Origin of the sequence: Clostridium sp. DMHC 10 (genome assembly GCF_001270375.1) — a bacterium.
Lineage (GTDB): Bacteria > Bacillota > Clostridia > Clostridiales > Clostridiaceae > Clostridium_S > Clostridium_S guangxiense.
Window position 1 is genome coordinate 316,092 of record NZ_LGVB01000015.1, and the last position, 19,895, is coordinate 335,986.

Genomic DNA, 19,895 nt, shown 5'->3' on the forward strand with positions numbered 1-19,895 from the left:
AAAGAGGTGCGTAAATGAATAATACTCAAGTTGTTAATTCTAAACTTAGTATTCACCAAAATACACTTAAAAATAAATTGAAAAAAATTATAAGTAAAAACATTGTAGGTTGGTTAATTTTATTACCTAGTGTAGTACTATTTGCTTTTTATATATGGGAACCTCTTGTTTATGGAATCAAATTGTCTTTTTTTGAAACTAGAGGTTATAATGCAGTTAATTTTATAGGACTTCGAAACTATCTTGATATTTTCAGTGATTCTATATTTAAAAAAGCTGTAATGAATACCGTTTCTTACACTCTATGGTCATTATTGATTGGATATTTAATACCAATTATTGTAGCAATAATACTAAATGAAGTTATACATTTTAAAGGCTTTTTTAGATTTGCTGTTTATTTTCCTAATATGGTTCCAGGAGTTGCAAATCTTTTATTGTGGGGCTTTTTATTTGACCCAAGCCAAGGAGGATTACTTAATGCAGTATTGAGTGCATTGAAACTTCCACAATCACAATGGCTTCAAAATCCTCATCTTACTATACCACTTCTTGTAGTTACAATGACTTGGAAGTCATTTGGTGCAACTGCTCTTGTATATTTAGCAAGTTTGCAGGATGTTAATCAGGAGTTATATGAAGCAGCAACATTAGATGGAGCAGGTATATGGGCGAGAATAAGGTATGTAACAATACCATGTATAAGTAATATAGCAAAGTTACTATTAATGATGCAGATAATTGCAGTCTTTCAAGTTTTGTATGAACCAATGGTAATGACAGGTGGAGGACCTAATAATGCATCCATTTCTCTTATGGAATTAAACTATAATTATGCTTTTATAGATGTTGCAGTTGGAAAAGCAGCCGCTGTTGGAGCAACAGTGGGATTAATCTTAATTGTGCTTACGATTATATATCTTAGATTAAATAAAGAAAGTGAAACTGCATAGAAAGGGTGGATAGTATGTTTAAATCGAGGAAAAAGGATTTTGGAATTATAAATTATCAAGATCTCAAGAGTATTAAGGGTAAAATATTATACTATAGTATGTTAGCTTTGTGCATTTTAATTGCATTTATATGTATTGTTCCTATTTTATGGGTTATGCTTTCAAGTTTGAAGGATATAAAAGAATTTGTATCTATACCGCCGACAATCATTCCAAGAAGCTTTCATCCTGAAAAGATAGCTAATATATGGCACGATTTAAATTTTGGAAAGTATTATCTAAATTCATTAATATCAGTTAGCGGAAGTATACTATGTTCTGTAATATTTAATGGATTTGCAGGATTTGTAATTTCTGTATTAAAGCCTAAAGGGAGTAGAGTTATATTTTATCTCATACTTGGAAGTTTTGATGGTTCCTGCAACAACAAACTTAGTACCTATTTTTAAAAATATTGTAGGAGTTCATCTTACAAATTCTTTTATACCACTATGGCTTAGTTTCGGAGCTAACGCTTTCAATGTACTTTTATATAAGAGTTTTTTTGATGGTATACCTCGATCATTAATTGAAGCTGCGAGACTTGATGGTTGCAATGATTTTCAGATCTTTTATAAATTAATACTACCATTAAGTAAGGCCGTAAATATGGTGGTAATAATATTTTCTTTAAATGCGGCTTGGTCAGATTTTTTGTTACCAATGTTAGTGCTAAAAGATACAGATAAATACACTGTAATGCTAAAGATATACTATATGTCTACTGGAAATAACGCTTTTTCAGTGGATTATAGATTACTTGCTTTAGGATTTTCAATAATACCACCAGCTATACTTTTTATCTTCTTCCAAAAGTATATTACAAAAGGACTTGCACTATCTGGAATAAAAGGTTAGTTTTAAGTTTTATTTCATTATTCATGCTACAAGTGGCATAGATAAAATTAATGCGGGTATATGTTAAAAAAATGCTTTATATAGAAAGGAAGTTTAAAGTGGGTAAAATTGCAGATAAATATATTAAAATTGATAAATGGAAAATCATTGAGGACGGATTTAATGCTTATAACGGAATGGTATCGGAATCCATATTTTCGTTAGGAAATGAATATATGGGTGTTAGAGGATATTTTGATGAAGGATATAGTGGGGAAAAGCTTATTGGCAGTTATTTGAATGGAATAATTGAAAAGGATGAGATAAAGCTGTCAAATAGCTATAAAGGCATGGTAAAAAACAAAACTTATATGGTTAATACTGTAGACTGGCTTTATACAAGGATTTCTATAGATGGGGAAGAATTAGATTTAAGTAGAAGTAACATAAGAGAATTTAAAAGAATTCTCGATATGAAACAGGGTATACTTACTCGAGAATTTATTTGGGATACATCAAAAGGGAAAAGTATTAAAATTACTTTCGAAAGATTTGTAAGTATGGTTGAGTCTAAGTTAGGTTGCCAAAAAATTGTTTTTGAACCTTTAAATTTTTCAGGGAATATTGAAGTAGAAAGTGGACTTGACTTTTCAAGATGGCATCAAGCTGAGAAGAAAAATCTATGGGCATGTCCTAAAAAAGGAAAAGAAAAAAATATTATAGCGATTTTAGGAGAAACATTAAAGAGTAAACAGAAAGTGTTGTCGGCTTTTGAGCTTAAGGGAGTACCAGAAGAAATAGTTAGATATTTTATGGAAGAAAAAATTTGTAGGAGTAAAATTTTCACTTTTTTAGATAAAAGTAAAAAAAAGAAGGTTAGAAAAAAATTGTAGTTAATTATGCAGAAAAAAATATAAGCAAAACTATTGAAGAAGTATGGAAAGACGGAATGGCTGTAGCTAAGAAATTATGTAGTATTGAATATGAAAAGGCATTTGGGCAGCAAAGAGATTATTGGGAGAGTGTATGGAAAAGTTCTGATATAGTCATTGAAGGCGATGAGGAAAATCAGCAGGGCATAAGATATTGCATTTTTCAACTTTATCAGACTTATCATGGGGAGGACTCTCGTTTTAATATTGGAGCAAAGGGGTTAACAGGAGAGGCATATAGTGGAAATACCTTCTGGGATACTGAGACATATTGTTTACCTTTTTATATATTTAACAATCCAAGGGCAGCAAAGAATTTAATTGAATTTAGATACAAGACACTACCAGAAGCCAGAAAAAGAGCTGCTGAACTTGATTGTGAAGGAGCATTTTATCCTATTGCAACTAATGATGGAAGCGAAACTTGTGGATTATGGCAGCATGCTAGTCTTCAATTACAAGCAAGTACCGGAGTGGCATATGCTATATGGCATTATGATAAGCTAATAGAGGATAAGAAATTTTTGTATACAAAAGGTATAGAAATGCTTATAGAAATTAGTAGAATGCTTGCAAGTAGAGGGCAGTGGGGCAGAAAAATAATAAATTTGGATATTTTGCAGTAATGGGACCAGATGAGTTTCAAATGATGGTTAATAATAATTTTTATACCAATATAATGGGAAAGAAGACATTAGCTTATACACTAGAAGTTCTAATAGAAATGACATTAAAAGCGCCTCAACAGCTAAATGAAATAGAAAAAAAGTTGAAACTGTGTTCACAAGAATTGGAAGACTGGAAGCTAAAGGAAGAAAATATGTATATACCATATGATGAAAAAACAGGAATATACGAGCAGCACGATGGATATTTTGATTTGCCACATATTAATATTCATTCAATTCCGGTTGAGCAATTTCCACTTTATCATAGTTGGTCATATGACAGAATATATAGAAATGATATGATAAAGCAACCAGATGTGTTGATGTATATGTTTTTGCATAATCAAGAATTTTCTTTTGAGACTAAGAAAATAAATTATGAATATTATGAACCAAGAACTATACATGAATCTTCATTATCTCCATCAATTCACTCTATATTAGCTTCTGAATTAAAGAAATACGGCGAAGCTTTTGAATTTTTTAAATTTGCAACTAGAATGGATCTTGATAACTACAATAGAAACACAAATGAAGGTCTTCACACTACATCGATAGCAGCGGCATGGATGAATATAGTTTATGGTTTTGGTGGAATGAGATCTGATGGAAAAATATTGGCATTTAAACCGTCAATACCAGATACTTGGAAATCATATAGTTTTAATTTGCTATACAAAGGTACATTGTTGCATTTTAAAATAGATAATAAATTTGTTACCGTTTACAGGATTAACGGCCCAGTAGTTAAAGTTAATATTTATGATGAAAACTATTTATTAGATAGTAATGAAGTTAAGATTGCCTTACAATAAAACTTTTGGAGGTGAGAAAAATAAGCTGGATAATTAAAGATGAGAATTTTGATAAAAGTAAGATTGAATTCAATGGCAATAAGTATATGCTTGGAAATGGATATATAGGTTATCGTGGAACTATGGAAGAATACTCAAAAGAAGGGCTGACTGCCTGTGTTCTACCATCAGTGTATGATAAGGTTGAAGGAAAATGGAGAGAGCCAGTTAATCTACCTAATGGTTTTTTTCTAAAGCTATACTGTGACGGAGAACCTCTGAGTGTACTTTCCAGTAAGATAGAACAGCATGAGCAGGGTATAGATGTAAGAAATGCAGTTCATTTTAGAAAAACTATCTTTCAGACTAAAACTGGAAAAAAAAGTACAATTATCGATTGAAAGATTTTTAAGTTCAGATAATGTGCATATAATGTGCATGAAATGCAGCTTTATTTGTAAAGAAGATTCGAAGATTATAATTCAAATAGGATTTGATGATAATATATGGGACTTGAATGGTCCACATCTTAGGAAAGTGAAAGTAGATAAAAAGGATGAAATATTAATATTAGAGACAGTTACGAAAGAACTCGGTGTAAATATATTTGAAGGAGAAGCAATAAAATGCGATTTTCAATTTATTGAATATACTGATGAAGCAAATACATTAAGAGAACTTGAGGTAAACGCGAAAGCTGGAAAAGAATATGAGCTTACTAGATATATTTCGATATATTCAAGTAAAGATTGCTATAACCCAGAAGAAAAAGTTATTAAAACCTGTTCAGATGTCTTAAAAGATGGATATGATAAGCTTTATGAAATTCATTCTCAAATATGGAATAATAAATGGGAGGCTTCAGACGTAAAGCTTACAGGAGACGATGAGGCTCAACTAGCTTTAAGATACAGTATTTATCAGCTTTTATCAATTGCGCCTACCCATTCTGATAAAGTATCTATACCTGCTAGAGGACTTTCAGGGCAAGTGTATAAGGGAGCTGTATTTTGGGATACAGAGATGTTTATGCTACCTTTTTTTAATGCTACAAACCCAAAGATCGCAAGAAATCTTTTAATGTATAGATATTATACACTGGATGGTGCAAGGAGAAAAGCAAGTGAATATGGATATAGAGGAGCATTTTATGCATGGGAGAGTCAGGACACAGGTGATGACGCATGTACGTTGTTTAATGTTGCAGATGTGTTTACAGGAAGACCAATGAGAACATATTTTAGAGATAAACAAATCCATATTAGTGCTGATGTTGTCTATGGAATATGGGAGTACTATAAGCATACCGGAGATTTTAGTATATTTATTGATGGTGGCGCAGAAGTAATATTAGAATGTGCTAGATTTTTTTATTCTTATGCATACTATAAACCAGAAAAAAGAAGATATGAACTGTTAGATGTTACTGGTCCAGATGAGTATCATGAGAGAGTAGGCAATAATGCATTTACAAATGTAATGGTTAAACATACGCTTGAAATTGCAATTTCAGTTTTAGAGCTTTTATCTAATAAGAAAAAGGAATTTTTTGATAAGCTGATCATAAAGCTGAATTATTTCAAAGATATTGAAAATATAAAAAACATGAATGAAGCTTTGTATATTCCAAAACCAGATGCTGAAACTGATTTAATTGAACAGTTTGATGGATACTTTAAACTTGAAGATTTGAGTTTAGACAAGCTAAAGTCAAGAATGTTAAATAAAAATGAATATCTTGGTGGAGGTAATGGAATTGCCACAACCACTAGGATATTAAAACAAGCAGATGTTGTTACTATGCTAAATTTATTTAAAGATAATTATTCTTCAGAAGTGAAAAAAGCAAACTGGGAGTATTATGAAAAAAGAACTGAACATGGTTCAACTTTAAGTGCCTGCATGTATGGCATGCTTGCAGCCAATTTAGAAAAAACTCAATGCGCATATAATTATTTTATTAAAACAGCTTTTGTCGATTTAAATGGCAATGCAAAACAGTATGTAGGAAACTTGTATATTGGTGGAACACATCCTGCAGCCAATGGTGGGGCTTGGATGGATGTAGTATATGGTTTTTCAGGTATAACGATTGATGAGAATAAAATATCCATTAATCCACATCTCCCTTTAAAGTGGCAGGAGGTTAATTTTAAATTAGTATACAAAGGAATTAAATTTAATATTAAAATAACAAAAATACTATTATTATAGATTGTGTTGGAAAAGAGCCTAAAAAGATTTTGGTCAATATTAAAAATGAAGACGTTTATATTAAAGCTGGAGATACTATTGAAGTTTCATATTAACTATAAATGGAGTGATTTTATGATAGAAAGTATTAAGGGAGCAATATTTGATTTAGATGGAGTAATAGTTGATACTGCAAAATATCATTATATTGCATGGAAAAAACTCGCTTGTGAGCTTGGTTTTGAATTTACAGAAAAAGATAATGAAAGATTAAAAGGTGTAAGCAGAATGAGATCTTTAGATATACTTCTGGATATTGGTAATATAAGTTTAGATAAATACGAAAAGGAAAAGCTTGCGGATAAAAAAAATAGATGGTATGTAGAATATATTAAAGCTATGGATGAATCGGAGATATTGCCAGGAGTTAAGGAGTTTCTATATAAACTTAAGTCTAGTGGAGTAAAAATAGCATTAGGTTCTGCTAGCAAGAATGCCCCGATTATACTTCAAAATTTAAATATTACAAATTTATTTGATGTAATTGTGGACGGAAATCAAGTCTCAAAAGCTAAACCTGATCCTGAAGTATTTCTGCTGTGTGCAAGAAAACTTAAATTAGATCCAATTGACTGTGTTGTTTTTGAGGATGCAAAAGCTGGAATTGAGGCTGCAAAAAGAGCTGGCATGAAAGCTATTGGAATTGGTACTAAAGAAAATTTACCTAATGCTGATAAGGCTGTTGAAGGTTTATATGTACTTTAATAAGAAAAATGAGGAGCTTGGCATTTATTGCAATAGCTCCCTTTTAAGTCATAAAACATTAAATTAATCCTAATTTTATTTTTACACAGGTCCCGTTACCAACAATGCTTTGTATGCTTATACCGCAATCTTTTCCGTATTCAAGTTTTATTCTTTCATCAACATTTTTAATTCCATATCCACTAAATTTATTATTATTCTTATTTTGAGTAAGTGCTTCTGAAATGTTAAAGCCTATACCATCATCTATTACTTCCAGCAGCATATAATTATCTTGTTTTTTTCCTGTCACTAGAATATGACCTTTTTCATCTTTAGGTCCAAGACCATGTTTTATAGCATTTTCAACTATAGGTTGAAGAGTTATTTTTAATATTTTATTATCAAGTATATCTTCATCAACATTGAAATCTATATCAAATTTATCTGGAAAACGAATTAATTCAATTATTACATAACTTTTTATTAATTCTATTTCTTCCTTGAGGCTTATGAATTTATCACCTTTATGAAGACTTATTCTGAAAAATTGTGCTAGGGCAAGAACTAGAGATTCTATGTCTTTTTGCTTTTTCATTTTTGCAATCCACCCTATGGCATCTAAAGTGTTATATAAAAAATGTGGATTGATTTGTGCTTGAAGAGCTGTTAGCTCTAGTTTTCTTTGCTTTTCTTTTTCCTCATTATTTTTTCCTATTAAATTACTTATTCTTGAGGTCATTTCATTGTAGCATTTTTCAAGTTCCCATATTTCATCTTGAGGTTGTCGGTATAATGACGGATTTATTGTATTATCTTCTCCAAAGTTTTTAAGTTTATTCTTTAGTAGCCTTATTGGGTTAACGATTCGAGAAGAAATGCTTATGGAAATAAATATCGTAACTATAGATATTATTAGTACAATAATGATAATATAAGTATTAATTTTTTTGACTATACTAAATAGCTTGTCTTTATTTATGATACTTACAATTTTCCAGTAACAATTTAATCTACTAATCTTATCATCAAAATTACTAATTGTTATTATAGCAGGTTTACCATTAATTGTTTCTGAATCATGTGTGAAGTCAGAAGTTGTCCTAAAGATATTATCATCGAATATTTTATCTCCAATCTTTGATTTATCATTATCAGATATTATGTAGTTATTATTTGATATTAAGAAAGAATAACCACCATATGGAGTTTTTTTGTTATAGATATCATTAATAACACTTTCGCGTATATAAAGAATAAGACATCCTATATCCTGACCGGTTAGAAAATTTCTATATCTATTTCCTTCTAAAAGATATGCATTTCCATCAGCATCTTTTTTTATAGCTCCCCAAGCTATAGTTCCTTTAGTATTTCTAATTTTGTTTATATAATTTTCATCTGGCTTTTCTATAGTATCTTTTGGATAATTTATATTAAATTGTTCACCGTTATTAGTTATAATATAAATTTGAGCAATAATTTGTTTGTTAATTGACATACTATTAAAAATAGTATTAAGATTATTTTCTTTTTCCCTGTGAGATAAATTATTATCTTGCAATAAACTATAGATATCATCATTTGATAATAATCTAATATTTGTTGAATTTACTTTGTCTAAGGTGTACTCAAGGTCTACACCTATTTCTCTTTGAGTGAGTTCTAAATAGCTAAAAAGTTGGCTTTTTATAAGGTATTCAGAAAATTTACCTGAAGCATAAAGTAGAATGCTTGAAAACAGGATTATTCCTATTAGCAGGGATGCCATTAATCTAAATTTAATACTAAATTTTCTTAAAGCTTTAATATACATCATTTATCACCATATATTAAAATTGAGCTTTAATATATTCACTTGGCGTCATTCCAGTAGTTTTTTTAAATATTTGACTAAAATATTTTACATCCCTATAACCTATTCTTGTGCTCACCTCATAAATTTTATATTTTCTATTTAAAAGCAACTTTTTTGCCATTGTGATTCTGTAATCTGTTAAACATTCATTAAAGGTTTTTCCTAAATCTTTTTTAATATATGCATAAGATATGATGGACTAATATAAAGTTCTTTTGCTGCATGTTCAACAGTTATATTATTATTATAATTATCTTGTATATATTTAATAGTTTCTTTGATTTCACGCCTATATCCATTAAAAGAGATATCATTTATGTGTATTATGGTACTGGTTTCTTCTGAAAGTTTATTTTGACAAGCAGTTAAAGCATCTTTGTATGTTTTATTAATTTCAAGGACGCTAGTACATAAATTACTTATTCCAATGGAAATGGTTTCTTTAAAGTGTAATTTTAAATTTTCAACTATTTTAGTGCAGCAAACCTTAATTAGCTGAAGTTCATTGCTATTATGAAGTTTAAAATCTATAATAATTACAAATTCTTCTTCAGTTCTATTTATAAAAATTGAATTAAAAGCACTATTCCCTATAAAAATGGTTGAGATAAGTTTATTTATATAATATTTAAACTTATTGAGTTCTTCAATGGAAAGCTTATGCATTATATTCTGATATTTATTTATTTTTAAAACTACAATATAGCAATTATTAAAATCAACTGAAATATTTAAGAAACATATTTTTTCATTAATTTTTCCAATGTCAGTAATATCACCAGATACCAAGTCTGATAAAAATTGTTTTGTTATTGCGGGAATTTCATCTTTTAAGGTATCAATATATTTTTTTGTGTTTTTTTCATTTGTGATTTTATTTATAACATCTTTAATAATGTTAGTTAACTGATTATTATCAATTGGCTTCAATAGATAGGCAACAGCTCCATTATGCATGGCCGTCCTAACATAATTAAAGTCTTCATAACCACTCAAAATTATTATTTTTGGATTTAAATCTTTTTCTTTAAGTTTTTGCATAAATTCAAGACCGTTCATTATTGGCATTTTTAACATCGGTTAAAATAATATCAGGTTTTAGTTCTTCTGCTAAAGTTAATCCTTTAGTTCCATTGGAAGCTTCTCCAACTATTTGAATTCCAAATCCTTGCCAATCAATTGTTTGGCGTAAACCTTTTCTTACTAAAAATTCATCATCTACAATTAGTAAATTTAACATAGTATATACCCCCTTAAAATATTTTACTATAAAATATCTAATTAGAGAAATGCATATGATTTGAAGTAATTAAGCTTATTTTAGTGATGCAAATTTTTATTAACATTTTTTAAACATAGCTTAATTTTAATATTATCATGTTAAGTTTGAAAACTATAATTTCAAACTTAAGTTATATTTCAAACCATTTAGCAGTATTACGCACTTTTAATAAAAAGTAAAGTAAAGTAAAATATAACTAATTAGACAGTATATTACTACTTGTTTGCCATAAATGTCTAAGTACTATACCTTAAATTTTTAAATTGGAGGGTGTTTTATGAAGAAAAAATTACAAAAAATTAGCTGCTGGATTGTGTCATGCATCATGATTTTTACGCAAGCTGTGGTATTATCAAACAAGGTATATGCCGATTCAACTAATTTAGCTTTAGGTAAACCTATAACTGCAAATTGTAATACGCAAACTTATGTAGCTACAAATGCTAACGATGGAAACGTTAACACTTACTGGGAGGGAGCTTCTAATTCATATCCAAATACTCTTACTGTAGATTTACAAGGTACGGATACTATTAATAAGATTGTTTTAAAATTAAATCCTAATAGTATTTGGACAGAAAGAACTCAAGCACTTTCAGTACTTACTAGTACAGATGATGTTACCTATAATACAATAGTATCAGCTAGTAATTACACATTTGACCCTTCATCAGGTAATACTGTTACAATATCGTTTGAAGATACTAAGGCTCGGTATGTTAGATTGAATTTTACAGCAAATTCTGGCGCTACTGGAGGACAAGTTGGAGAGTTTGAGGTATATGGAACGGCAGATAATTCTGGTACACAATCTGGAAACAAATATGAAGGCGAAGCAGCTGTTCTCTCAGGAGGTGCAAAGGTAAATGTAGACCATACTGGATATTCTGGTACAGGGTTTGTTGATGGAATTCAAACAGTAGGTGCAGATGTAGATTTCAATGTAAATGTACAAACAGCTGGTTATTATGACGTAGATTTAAGATATGGAAATTCAATGGGAAGTACTATGACTGAAAGTATATATGTTAATAATACTAAGATAAGACAAGCAGCCCTTCCTAATCTATCTAGTTGGAATACTTGGGGAGATAAAGTGGATACATTGTATCTTAACGCAGGAAATAATAGTATAGCATATAAATATGATAGTACAGATACTGGCAATATAAATATAGACTATATTACTATTAATCCAACACAAGTATCTTCCCCAGATTTAATAGTAACTGATGTAAACTGGTCTCCAGCAAGCCCTAATGAAGAGGATGATGTCACATTTAGTGCAATAGTTAAAAACATAGGAACGGCAGCAACAATGGATGGAACGATTAATTCTGTTGAATTTGATGTTGATGGAACAATTGTAGATACATCAAGCTATTATAAATCTTCAATTCCAGTAGGAGGTACAGCTACTATTACAGCAAGTTCAAAATGGAGTGCAACTCAGGGAAATCATACTGTAAAGGCTGTGGTAGATAGTAAAAATAATATAGCAGAAATTGATGAAAACAATAACTCTTTGAGTAAAAATATTACTGTTAGTCCATTGCCTGGGTGTGATCTTGTAGTGACGGATATATCTTGGAGTCCTGAAAATCCGACTGCTGGGGACAAGGTAACATTAAGTGCTACAATAAAGAATATAGGAACAATTGCAACACCTTCAGTAAAACATGAGGTGGAATTTTCAATAGATGGAGCACCAGCATCATTTTATTCAGATAGCTATAGTTCATCTTTGGCTCCAGGAGCTTCCGTTACTTTAACTGCTGGTTCAGGAAATTGGACAGCAGTGGATGGAAGTCATAGTATAACTGCCTATGTTGACTATGATAATTTTATAAATGAATCAAGAGAAAATAATAATGCACTTACTAAAAATGTTTTTGTAGGCAGAGGAGCTGAGATTCCATGGATTGAATATGAAGCAGAAAAAGGCACTACAAATGGAACAGTACTGCTGCCAAATAGAAATGTAGGAGATCTTGCAGGTGAGGCTTCTGGGCGTCAAGCAGTAAAACTTACTGAAAAAGGACAATACGTTGAATGGACTAGTCTGAAAGAGGCAAATTCAATAGTTGTTAGAAATTGTATACCAGATGCACAGAATGGAGGTGGAACAACTGCAACTATAAGTCTTTATGTAAATGGAGAATTTAGGCAAAGGTTAACACTATCTTCAAAAAACAGCTGGTTATATGGATCAGAAAGCCAACCTACAAATAACCCTAGTGATGGTTCGCCAAGACGTATATACGATGAAGCACAAGCACTCACAGGAGATATACCAGAAGGATCAAAGGTAAGACTTCAGGTGGATTCAAGCGATACAGCTGCATATTATGGAATAGATTTTATAGACTTAGAAGAAGTCGCTCCAGCAAAGACTATGCCAAATGGATATCTCTCTATTACTGATTTTGGTGCAGTACCAGGAAGTACACAAGATTGTTCGAATGCAATTACTCAGTGCATGAATGCTGTGGCACAGGGAAAAGGTAAAGGGGTATGGATACCAGTAGGTACTTTCTATCAAACAAATAAAATAATAGCTCAAAGCAATGTTACTATTCAAGGAGCAGGAATGTGGTATTCAAAGCTTTATTGTCCAGATACAAATCAAAGTGATTGGGGTAATATAGGATTTAATTTAAATGGTGCCAATAATTTTAAGGTTTATGATCTAGCATTATTTGGAGAGGGTGCTATTCGTGATACAGGTGGAAAGGCATTTTGTAATACGCCAGGAACTGGAGCAGAGTTTGGGGATATATGGATAGAACATACAAACTGTGGATTCTGGTGTGGTTCTCCAAGCACAGCATCAGGTATTAATATATATGGATGGAGAATAAGAGATACTTTTGCTGATGGTATCAATTTATGTAATAGCACAAATAATACTACCATTCAAAATTGTACGGCAAGAACAACTGGTGATGATTCTTTTGCAATTTGGTCAGCTACGGATATGAGCAGTGCGCCATGTCAGAATAATGTAATAAGGAATTGTTCGGCTCAACTTACTTGGAGAGCTAATGGATTTGCAATTTATGGTGGAGCAAATAATACAATAGAAAATTGTACAGCAGCAGATACATTGACATATGCAGGTGTAAATATTAGTTCTTGTTTCAAACCAGTACCTTTTAGTGGAACTACTACTGTTGAAAATGTTACGCTTACTAGATGTGGAGGAGCATTTTGGAATGGTATACAATTTGGTGCTTTATGGATATATGCAGTTGATTCTCCACTGAATGGAATTAAAATAAATAATATAGATATTAATGATTCCACTTATGCAGGACTGGTATTCCAAAGTGAAACTTACAATTATCCTAATCCAGCACCAATTAATAATGTATCTTTAAGTAATATAAATATTAATAACAGCGGTACAGATGGAATTTGGGTTAAACCAGGAACGATAGGTTCAGCTACTCTTTCCGATGTACATGTAACTAACTCAACAGGATTACCATTAAGGAATGATGCAAACTCAACTTTTACAATAAATAAAAGTACAGGGAATAGTGGCTGGTAAATGATTAAGTTTATTTATTGATGATAATTGTTTAAAAGAGTATTATAAATTTAGCTAAATAATATTTAGGGCACATCGAAGCTAATGAAGATTGGTTTTCGCAGTGCCCATATTTTTTCATAAATTGTTTTTTGAAAATATTAATAAATTAACTCTTTAAAATCACACATTTTAATGTATACTAAAATTACAGAAACTACTCTGTCTTTAAGGGGGTACAGCATGAATAAAGTAATTGGAATATTAGCACATGTAGACGCTGGAAAAACTACATTTTCTGAGCAAGTTTTATATCACACTAAAAGTATAAGAAGTAGAGGAAGAGTTGATCATAAAGATTCATTCTTAGATAATAACAGTATAGAAAAAGAAAGAGGTATAACAGTGTTTTCTGAACAAGCTGTTTTTAATTATAAAGATTCTACATATTATTTAGTAGATACCCCAGGGCATAATGATTTTTCAGCTGAAATGGAAAGATCAATAAAAATTATGGATTATGCAATTGTAATAATAAGCGCAGTTGAAGGGATTCAAGGACAGACACAGGTAATATGGGAACTTTTGCGAAAGCACAATATTCCAACGTTCTTTTTATTAATAAAATAGATAGGATTGGTGCAGATGTTAAAAGGGTAATTAAAGATATACAGGAGAATTTAACTAAGGATGTCTTTTTTATTAATGATGTTAATCTTAGTAATGAAGTTATGGAATTTGTTGCTGAAAGGGACGAAAGGCTTCTAGAAATATATTTGGAAGATGGATATGAAAAAGATTTATGGATTTCTTCTATGAGAAGATTAATAAGAGAAAATAAAATATTTCCATGTATGAGTGGGACAGCGCTTGAAGATAAGGGAATTGAAGAATTTTTAGAAACTTTTGATTTATTGACTTTTACTGAATATGACAGCAAGGATGCTTTTAAAGGTAGTGTTTACAAGATAAGGCATGATAATATTGGAAATAAAATTACATATATAAAGGCTCTTTCGGGAAGTTTAAAGATTAAAGAAGAATTAGAAATTGAAGATAAGTTTGAGAAGATAAATGAAATAAGAATTTATAATGGAGATAAATTTAAAAGCATTAGTGAAGCATTTGCAGGGGAAATATTTGGTGTTACAGGACTTATGAGTTCAAAGGTTGGACTTGGAGTAGGAAAATTTCATGAAAAAATCAATTATGATTTAGTACCAACCTTAAAATCAAAAGTTTTGTTTTATGAAAAAATAAATGCAAAAGATGTGCTTAATTATTTTAAGATTTTAGAAGAAGAGGATCCAGCACTTAATGTAATATGGCATGAAAAGTTGAAAGAAATAGAAATTCACATTATGGGTAAGATTCAGCTTGAGGTTTTAAAAGAAATAGTTAAGGATAGATTTAATTTAAAAGTCGAGTTTGGACCATGTGAAATATTATACAAAGAAACAATAGCAAAGGAGACAATTGGATGCGGACATTTTGAACCATTAAGACATTATGCTGAAGTTCATTTAAAATTAGAACCTAGTGAAAGAAATAGTGGAATTGTGTTTTCAAGCGAATGCAGCTTAGAAAATCTCGAAATTAACTATCAAAGGCTAATAAGAACACATATTTTTGAAAGAGAGCATAGAGGAATACTTACAGGTTCTAGCGTCACAGATCTTAAAATTACGCTTATAAATGGACGATCTCATATTAAGCATACAAGCGGGGGAGACTTTAGGGAAGCTACATATAGAGCTTTGAGGCAGGGACTTGAGAATACGGAGAACATATTGCTTGAACCATATTATAAATTTAAAATAGATGTAGATGTAGACCATATGGGAAGGATTTTGTCAGATATACAAAAGTTAAATGGAAGTTTTAATCCTCCAGAAATTTCTCAAAATAAGGTCACTATAGTAGGAAGAGGACCTGTAGCTACATTTATGAATTATGCAATGGAAATCACAGAAATAACAAGTGGAAATGGACATATAAGCTTTAATTTTGACGGTTATGATGTTTGTCATAATGCGGAAGATGTAATAAATAAAATTGGTTATAATAAAAATAGTGATATGGAATATACATCAACTTCAGTTTTTTGTTCAAAGGGCCAATCATATTTAGTTAGCGGAAAAGAAGCAAAAGAATATATGCATTGCAAATAAAGTGCAAAATGAGAGAATTTATTTAAATCAAAGGCAAAGAAAAAAGGAGTGAGTACTTTTAGTGAGTTTGTATGCTTTAAACAAGCTCGCTCACTAAAGATAAATTATGAAAGAAAAGGATATTGAATTTATGAAAAAATTAATTGAGGAAAAAAAGAACAAGGGATTGAAAAAAGGATTAAGGGAAAAAGCACATAAGAGCATTGGAGGCAAACAAAAAGGTTTTAACAATAAAAAATCAGGTGGCTTATTTGATAAATAGTTAACAAAGTTATACTATATAATTATATAGACGTATTTGGAGGGATTTCATGAAAAAAATTATCAAAAAATCAATTGTAATATTTACCACTTTAGTATTCATACTTGCTTTAACAGCATGTGGAGAAAATAAACAAAATAGTACAACTAAAGATATAACTAAAAAAACTGTTATGAACATTGCTGCTCTAAAAGGTCCAACTGGAATGGGAATGGTGCAGTTGATGGAGAATCAAGATGAAAAAAAATCTGCGTTAGATTATAAGTTTACACTTTCTGATAGTCCAGATGAATTGGTGGGTAAAATAGTTAATGGTGAAATAGATGTTGCAGCAGTACCAACTAATTTGGCTCTTTCGCTATATAATAAGACAAAAGGTAAGGTTCAATTTGCGGCCGTAAATACTTTAGGTATTCTTTATGTGCTTGAAAATGGTAGTAGTATAAAAAGTGTTTCAGATCTTAAAGGAAAAACTATTGGTGCAAGTGGTAAAGGAACTACAGCAGATTATGTATTGCAGAACATATTAAAGAAGAATAACTTAACCATTGGAAAAGACATAAACGTAGAGTACAAAACTCAGCATGCGGATTTAGCTACAGCACTTGCAGCTGGAAATACAAACGTAGCTGTATTGCCGCAGCCTTTTGTAACTACAGCTATGATGAAAAATAAAAATTTGAGGATTGCACTTGATTTGACTAAGGAATGGAACAAATCAATGGGCAGTGATAGTAAACTTGCTATGGGCTGCATAATAGTTCAGAAAAAATATATAGAAAAAAATAAGAAGGATTTCAACAAGTTCCTTGATGAATATAAAAAATCTGTGGATTTTGTAAATAACAATGTGGATAAAGCTTCAACTTTGATAGAAAAATATAAGATTGTTCCAAAAGCACAAGTTGCCAAAAAAGCAATACCATATTCTAATATAGTATATATAGATAGTAAAGAGGCAAAAACATTTATGAATCAATTTTATAAGGTTTTATTTGCTTTTAATCCTAAGTCTGTAGGGGGAAAATTACCAGATGAAGGGTTCTATTACGAGAGATAATAAAAAAATACTAAATAAATTTGTAGTTTTATTATTCTGGATTGGTGTATGGCAGGTCATTTATCTATTAATTAATAATGAGCTATATGTTCCTGCACCAATCAGCGTTCTTAAAGCTTTAAAAGTATTTGTTTTTAAGTTAGAATTTTGGAAGTCTGTTGAAGCTTCAATGCTTAGAACTCTAGCAGGAATTGTGATATCTATTGTACTTGGCATTATCTTTGGTATTATATGCAGTGTAAATAAGTTTATTTATGAATTAATGAATCCAATGGTAATTGCTATAAAAACCACGCCAATAATGTCTTTTATAATAATAGCTTTAGTGTGGTTTTCTTCTAATAATGTGAATGTATTTATATGTTTTTTAATGTGTTTTCCACTCATTTGGACTAATATCATTGAAGGAATAAGAAATGTTGATGAGAATATTTTAGAGATGGCCAAGTTATACAAAGTAAAAAAAGTAATGATTTTTAATAAAATTTATGTGCCTTGTGTCATACCTTATTTTTCAGCAGCTTGCATTAGCAGTATAGGTTTGGGATGGAAAGCAAGTATTGCAGCAGAAGTTTTAAGCAATCCTAAATATAGCATAGGTGGGCAGCTGTACAATGCAAAATTATATATGGATTCAGATGAACTTTTTGCGTGGACCTTTGTTGTTATAGTTATTAGTATCGCACTTGAAAGTTTATTTAAATTAACGCTCAAGGATAAGTTTAAATATTAACGTGCGAAGTATATATATTATGTTAAAAGGGGTGATGAGTAAGTATTGGAGATAAAACTTGAAGACATTAAAAAAAATATAACAATTTAAAAGTAATTGAAAATTTTAATATGAGCTTTTCATCGGATAAAGTTCATTGCATTTTTGGACCTTCAGGCTGTGGAAAATCAACTTTATTAAACATAATTACAGGAATTATAACTTCATATTCTGGCAAAATAGAAGGAATGGAAGATAAAAGCTTTTCATATGTTTTTCAGGAAAATAGGCTACTTCCTTGGCTAAGTGTTGAAGGAAATATTATGTTTGTTCTTGAAAGTAATTATAGTAAAAGAGAAGCTGAAAAAATTTCTGAAAAATATATAGATTTGGTTAAACTATCTAAGTTTAAAAATAATTTTCCAAGGGAACTCAGCGGTGGTATGAAACAAAGAGTGTCAATAGCAAGGGCACTTGCCTATAATGGAGATATTATAGTTATGGATGAGCCTTTTAAGGGGTTAGATATGGAACTTAAAACAAGCTTAATGAATTTTATAGTTAACCATTGTAAATATAATAACAAGCTTTTTATATATACAACTCATGATACTTTTGAAGCTGCATACATGGCTGACAATATATATGTTTTTGAAGGACCACCTTTAAAAATCAAGAAATATATGACCATTGATATTCCATTTGAAGAAAGATGTACAAGAATAAGCGAAGTGAAAAATTATGAAGAAATTTTGAAAAATAGGGACGAAAGTAAGGAGCACAGTTAAGATTAATTTTTAATTGACAAAATACATAACTAAGTTTATTGTAAAATTATTCAGAGCAAATAATGGAGGGATACATAGTATGAAGATTTCGGTTATTGAACCACTTGGACTTTCTGAAAAAGAACTCAGGGATATTGCAAAACCTATTACTGATAGGGGAAATGAGCTTGTAATTTACAATAATAAAGTTACAGATGCCAAAACCTTAAAGGAAAGAGTTAATGATGCGGAGGTTATTGTTTTAGCTAATATGCCTCTTAAAGCAGAAGTAATAAATACAGATGCTAAACTTAAAATGATGTCAATAGCCTTTACAGGAGTAGATCATGTTGAACTTGCAGCATTAAAAGGCAAAGAAGTAACAGTTTCTAATGCTGCAGGTTATAGTACTAGTTCTGTTGCTGAACTTACTTTTGGACTAACCCTATCTGTACTTAGAAATATAGTTCCACTTGATAAACTTACAAGGGAAGGGAAAACTAAAGATGGATATTCTCAAAGTGATTTAAGTGGAAAAACTTTTGGTGTTGTTGGCACAGGGGCCATAGGTGCACAGGTATGTAAAATTGCAAAAGTTTTTGGATGTAATGTTATTGCATATAATAGAAGTCAAAAAGAAGAACTTAAAAAAATAGGTGTAAAATACGTAGGCTTAGACGAGCTTCTTTCACAAAGTGATGTTGTATCAATCCATCTTCCACAAACCAATGATACAAAAGGCTTAATAAGCAAAGAAAAAATTGCTATTATGAAGAAGAGTGCTGTATTAATAAATGTAGCAAGAGGACCAATTGTAGATAATAATGCTTTAGCAGAAGCTTTAAGTAAGGGGGAAATTGCAGGAGCTGGAATTGATGTATTTGATGTAGAACCACCTCTTGATAAGGAATATACTATTCTTAAAGAAAACAACGCAGTTCTCACTCCTCATATTGGTTTTGCGACAAAAGAAGCCATGATAAGAAGGGCACATATTACGTTTGATAATATAATTAAATGGATGGACGGAGAGCCTCAAAATATAGTGGAATATTAAAAAATTTTATTTATAAAAAATTAATATGTGGCTG

18 protein-coding genes and 2 pseudogenes are annotated in these 19,895 nt (G+C 30.6%); 16 read left to right on the forward strand and 4 right to left on the reverse strand.

The window, feature by feature from the left end; genetic code table 11:
• The first annotated feature begins 14 nt into the window (after positions 1-14).
• The 9 genes and pseudogenes from AGR56_RS03480 (at position 15) to pgmB (ending at position 7,181) form a co-directional block, all read left to right on the forward strand.
• On the forward strand, positions 15-953 hold the full coding sequence (locus AGR56_RS03480) for a sugar ABC transporter permease (protein WP_053241156.1): 939 nt from the start codon (positions 15-17) through the stop codon (positions 951-953).
• Between the two features lie 14 nt (positions 954-967).
• The gene (locus tag AGR56_RS21220) at positions 968-1,402 is read left to right on the forward strand and encodes a hypothetical protein (protein ID WP_242851284.1); all 435 of its coding nucleotides are present in this window, start codon (positions 968-970) and stop codon (positions 1,400-1,402) included.
• Complete coding sequence (locus AGR56_RS21225; RefSeq protein WP_242851285.1) at positions 1,365-1,850, forward strand: carbohydrate ABC transporter permease; 486 nt, start codon at positions 1,365-1,367, stop codon at positions 1,848-1,850. Before AGR56_RS21220 ends, AGR56_RS21225 begins: the two co-directional genes overlap by 38 nt.
• 98 nt (positions 1,851-1,948) lie before the next feature.
• Positions 1,949-2,722: a hypothetical protein gene (locus AGR56_RS20005; protein ID WP_198149922.1), complete on the forward strand. Its 774-nt coding sequence runs from the start codon at positions 1,949-1,951 to the stop codon at positions 2,720-2,722.
• Between the two features lie 56 nt (positions 2,723-2,778).
• A pseudogene (locus tag AGR56_RS20010) lies at positions 2,779-3,941 on the forward strand (family 65 glycosyl hydrolase); the annotation flags it as partial.
• A gap of 84 nt (positions 3,942-4,025) precedes the next feature.
• On the forward strand, positions 4,026-4,244 hold the full coding sequence (locus AGR56_RS21230) for a glycosyl hydrolase family 65 protein (protein WP_242851530.1): 219 nt from the start codon (positions 4,026-4,028) through the stop codon (positions 4,242-4,244).
• Between the two features lie 11 nt (positions 4,245-4,255).
• Positions 4,256-4,624, forward strand: coding sequence for a hypothetical protein (locus AGR56_RS22550; protein ID WP_198149924.1), 369 nt, complete (start codon positions 4,256-4,258; stop codon positions 4,622-4,624).
• Positions 4,557-6,437, forward strand: a complete 1,881-nt coding sequence (locus AGR56_RS03495) for a glycoside hydrolase family 65 protein (protein ID WP_198149925.1) — start codon at positions 4,557-4,559, stop codon at positions 6,435-6,437. Before AGR56_RS22550 ends, AGR56_RS03495 begins: the two co-directional genes overlap by 68 nt.
• Positions 6,438-6,551: 114 nt before the next feature.
• Positions 6,552-7,181, forward strand: coding sequence for a beta-phosphoglucomutase (pgmB, locus tag AGR56_RS03500; RefSeq protein ID WP_053243268.1), 630 nt, complete (start codon positions 6,552-6,554; stop codon positions 7,179-7,181).
• 58 nt (positions 7,182-7,239) lie between these two features.
• Here the strand turns inward: pgmB and AGR56_RS03505 are convergent, their stop codons facing one another.
• From AGR56_RS03505 to AGR56_RS03515, 4 genes are read right to left on the reverse strand one after another with little or no spacing between them, the layout of a single operon-like run.
• A complete protein-coding gene (locus AGR56_RS03505; RefSeq protein WP_053241157.1) occupies positions 7,240-8,976 on the reverse strand; it encodes a sensor histidine kinase in 1,737 nt (578 codons plus the stop codon).
• A gap of 16 nt (positions 8,977-8,992) precedes the next feature.
• Positions 8,993-9,139, reverse strand: coding sequence for a helix-turn-helix domain-containing protein (locus AGR56_RS19310; RefSeq protein WP_242851286.1), 147 nt, complete (start codon positions 9,137-9,139; stop codon positions 8,993-8,995).
• A gap of 41 nt (positions 9,140-9,180) precedes the next feature.
• Positions 9,181-10,095: a response regulator gene (locus AGR56_RS03510; protein WP_053241158.1), complete on the reverse strand. Its 915-nt coding sequence runs from the start codon at positions 10,093-10,095 to the stop codon at positions 9,181-9,183.
• Entirely contained in the window at positions 10,064-10,258 is a 195-nt protein-coding gene (locus AGR56_RS03515; RefSeq protein ID WP_053241159.1) for a response regulator, read from the reverse strand. The genes AGR56_RS03510 and AGR56_RS03515 overlap by 32 nt, the downstream gene beginning before the upstream one ends.
• Positions 10,259-10,577: 319 nt before the next feature.
• On the opposite strand from AGR56_RS03515, the gene AGR56_RS03520 reads away from it, so the two are divergent.
• The 7 genes and pseudogenes from AGR56_RS03520 to AGR56_RS03545 all read left to right on the forward strand — a co-directional run bounded on the left by AGR56_RS03520 (position 10,578) and on the right by AGR56_RS03545 (position 19,861).
• Entirely contained in the window at positions 10,578-13,853 is a 3,276-nt protein-coding gene (locus AGR56_RS03520; protein ID WP_053241160.1) for a CARDB domain-containing protein, read from the forward strand.
• Between the two features lie 222 nt (positions 13,854-14,075).
• Positions 14,076-16,003: pseudogene (locus tag AGR56_RS03525) on the forward strand (translation factor GTPase family protein).
• A gap of 130 nt (positions 16,004-16,133) precedes the next feature.
• Positions 16,134-16,265, forward strand: a complete 132-nt coding sequence (locus AGR56_RS22555) for a hypothetical protein (protein ID WP_278279720.1) — start codon at positions 16,134-16,136, stop codon at positions 16,263-16,265.
• Positions 16,266-16,314: 49 nt separating this feature from the next.
• On the forward strand, positions 16,315-17,325 hold the full coding sequence (locus AGR56_RS03530; RefSeq protein ID WP_053241161.1) for an ABC transporter substrate-binding protein: 1,011 nt from the start codon (positions 16,315-16,317) through the stop codon (positions 17,323-17,325).
• Entirely contained in the window at positions 17,300-18,058 is a 759-nt protein-coding gene (locus tag AGR56_RS03535; RefSeq protein WP_053241162.1) for an ABC transporter permease subunit, read from the forward strand. Before AGR56_RS03530 ends, AGR56_RS03535 begins: the two co-directional genes overlap by 26 nt.
• Positions 18,059-18,168: 110 nt before the next feature.
• Positions 18,169-18,825: an ATP-binding cassette domain-containing protein gene (locus AGR56_RS03540; RefSeq protein WP_084756856.1), complete on the forward strand. Its 657-nt coding sequence runs from the start codon at positions 18,169-18,171 to the stop codon at positions 18,823-18,825.
• A 79-nt stretch (positions 18,826-18,904) separates the two neighbouring features.
• Entirely contained in the window at positions 18,905-19,861 is a 957-nt protein-coding gene (locus AGR56_RS03545; protein WP_053241163.1) for a 2-hydroxyacid dehydrogenase, read from the forward strand.
• Positions 19,862-19,895 lie beyond the last annotated feature (34 nt).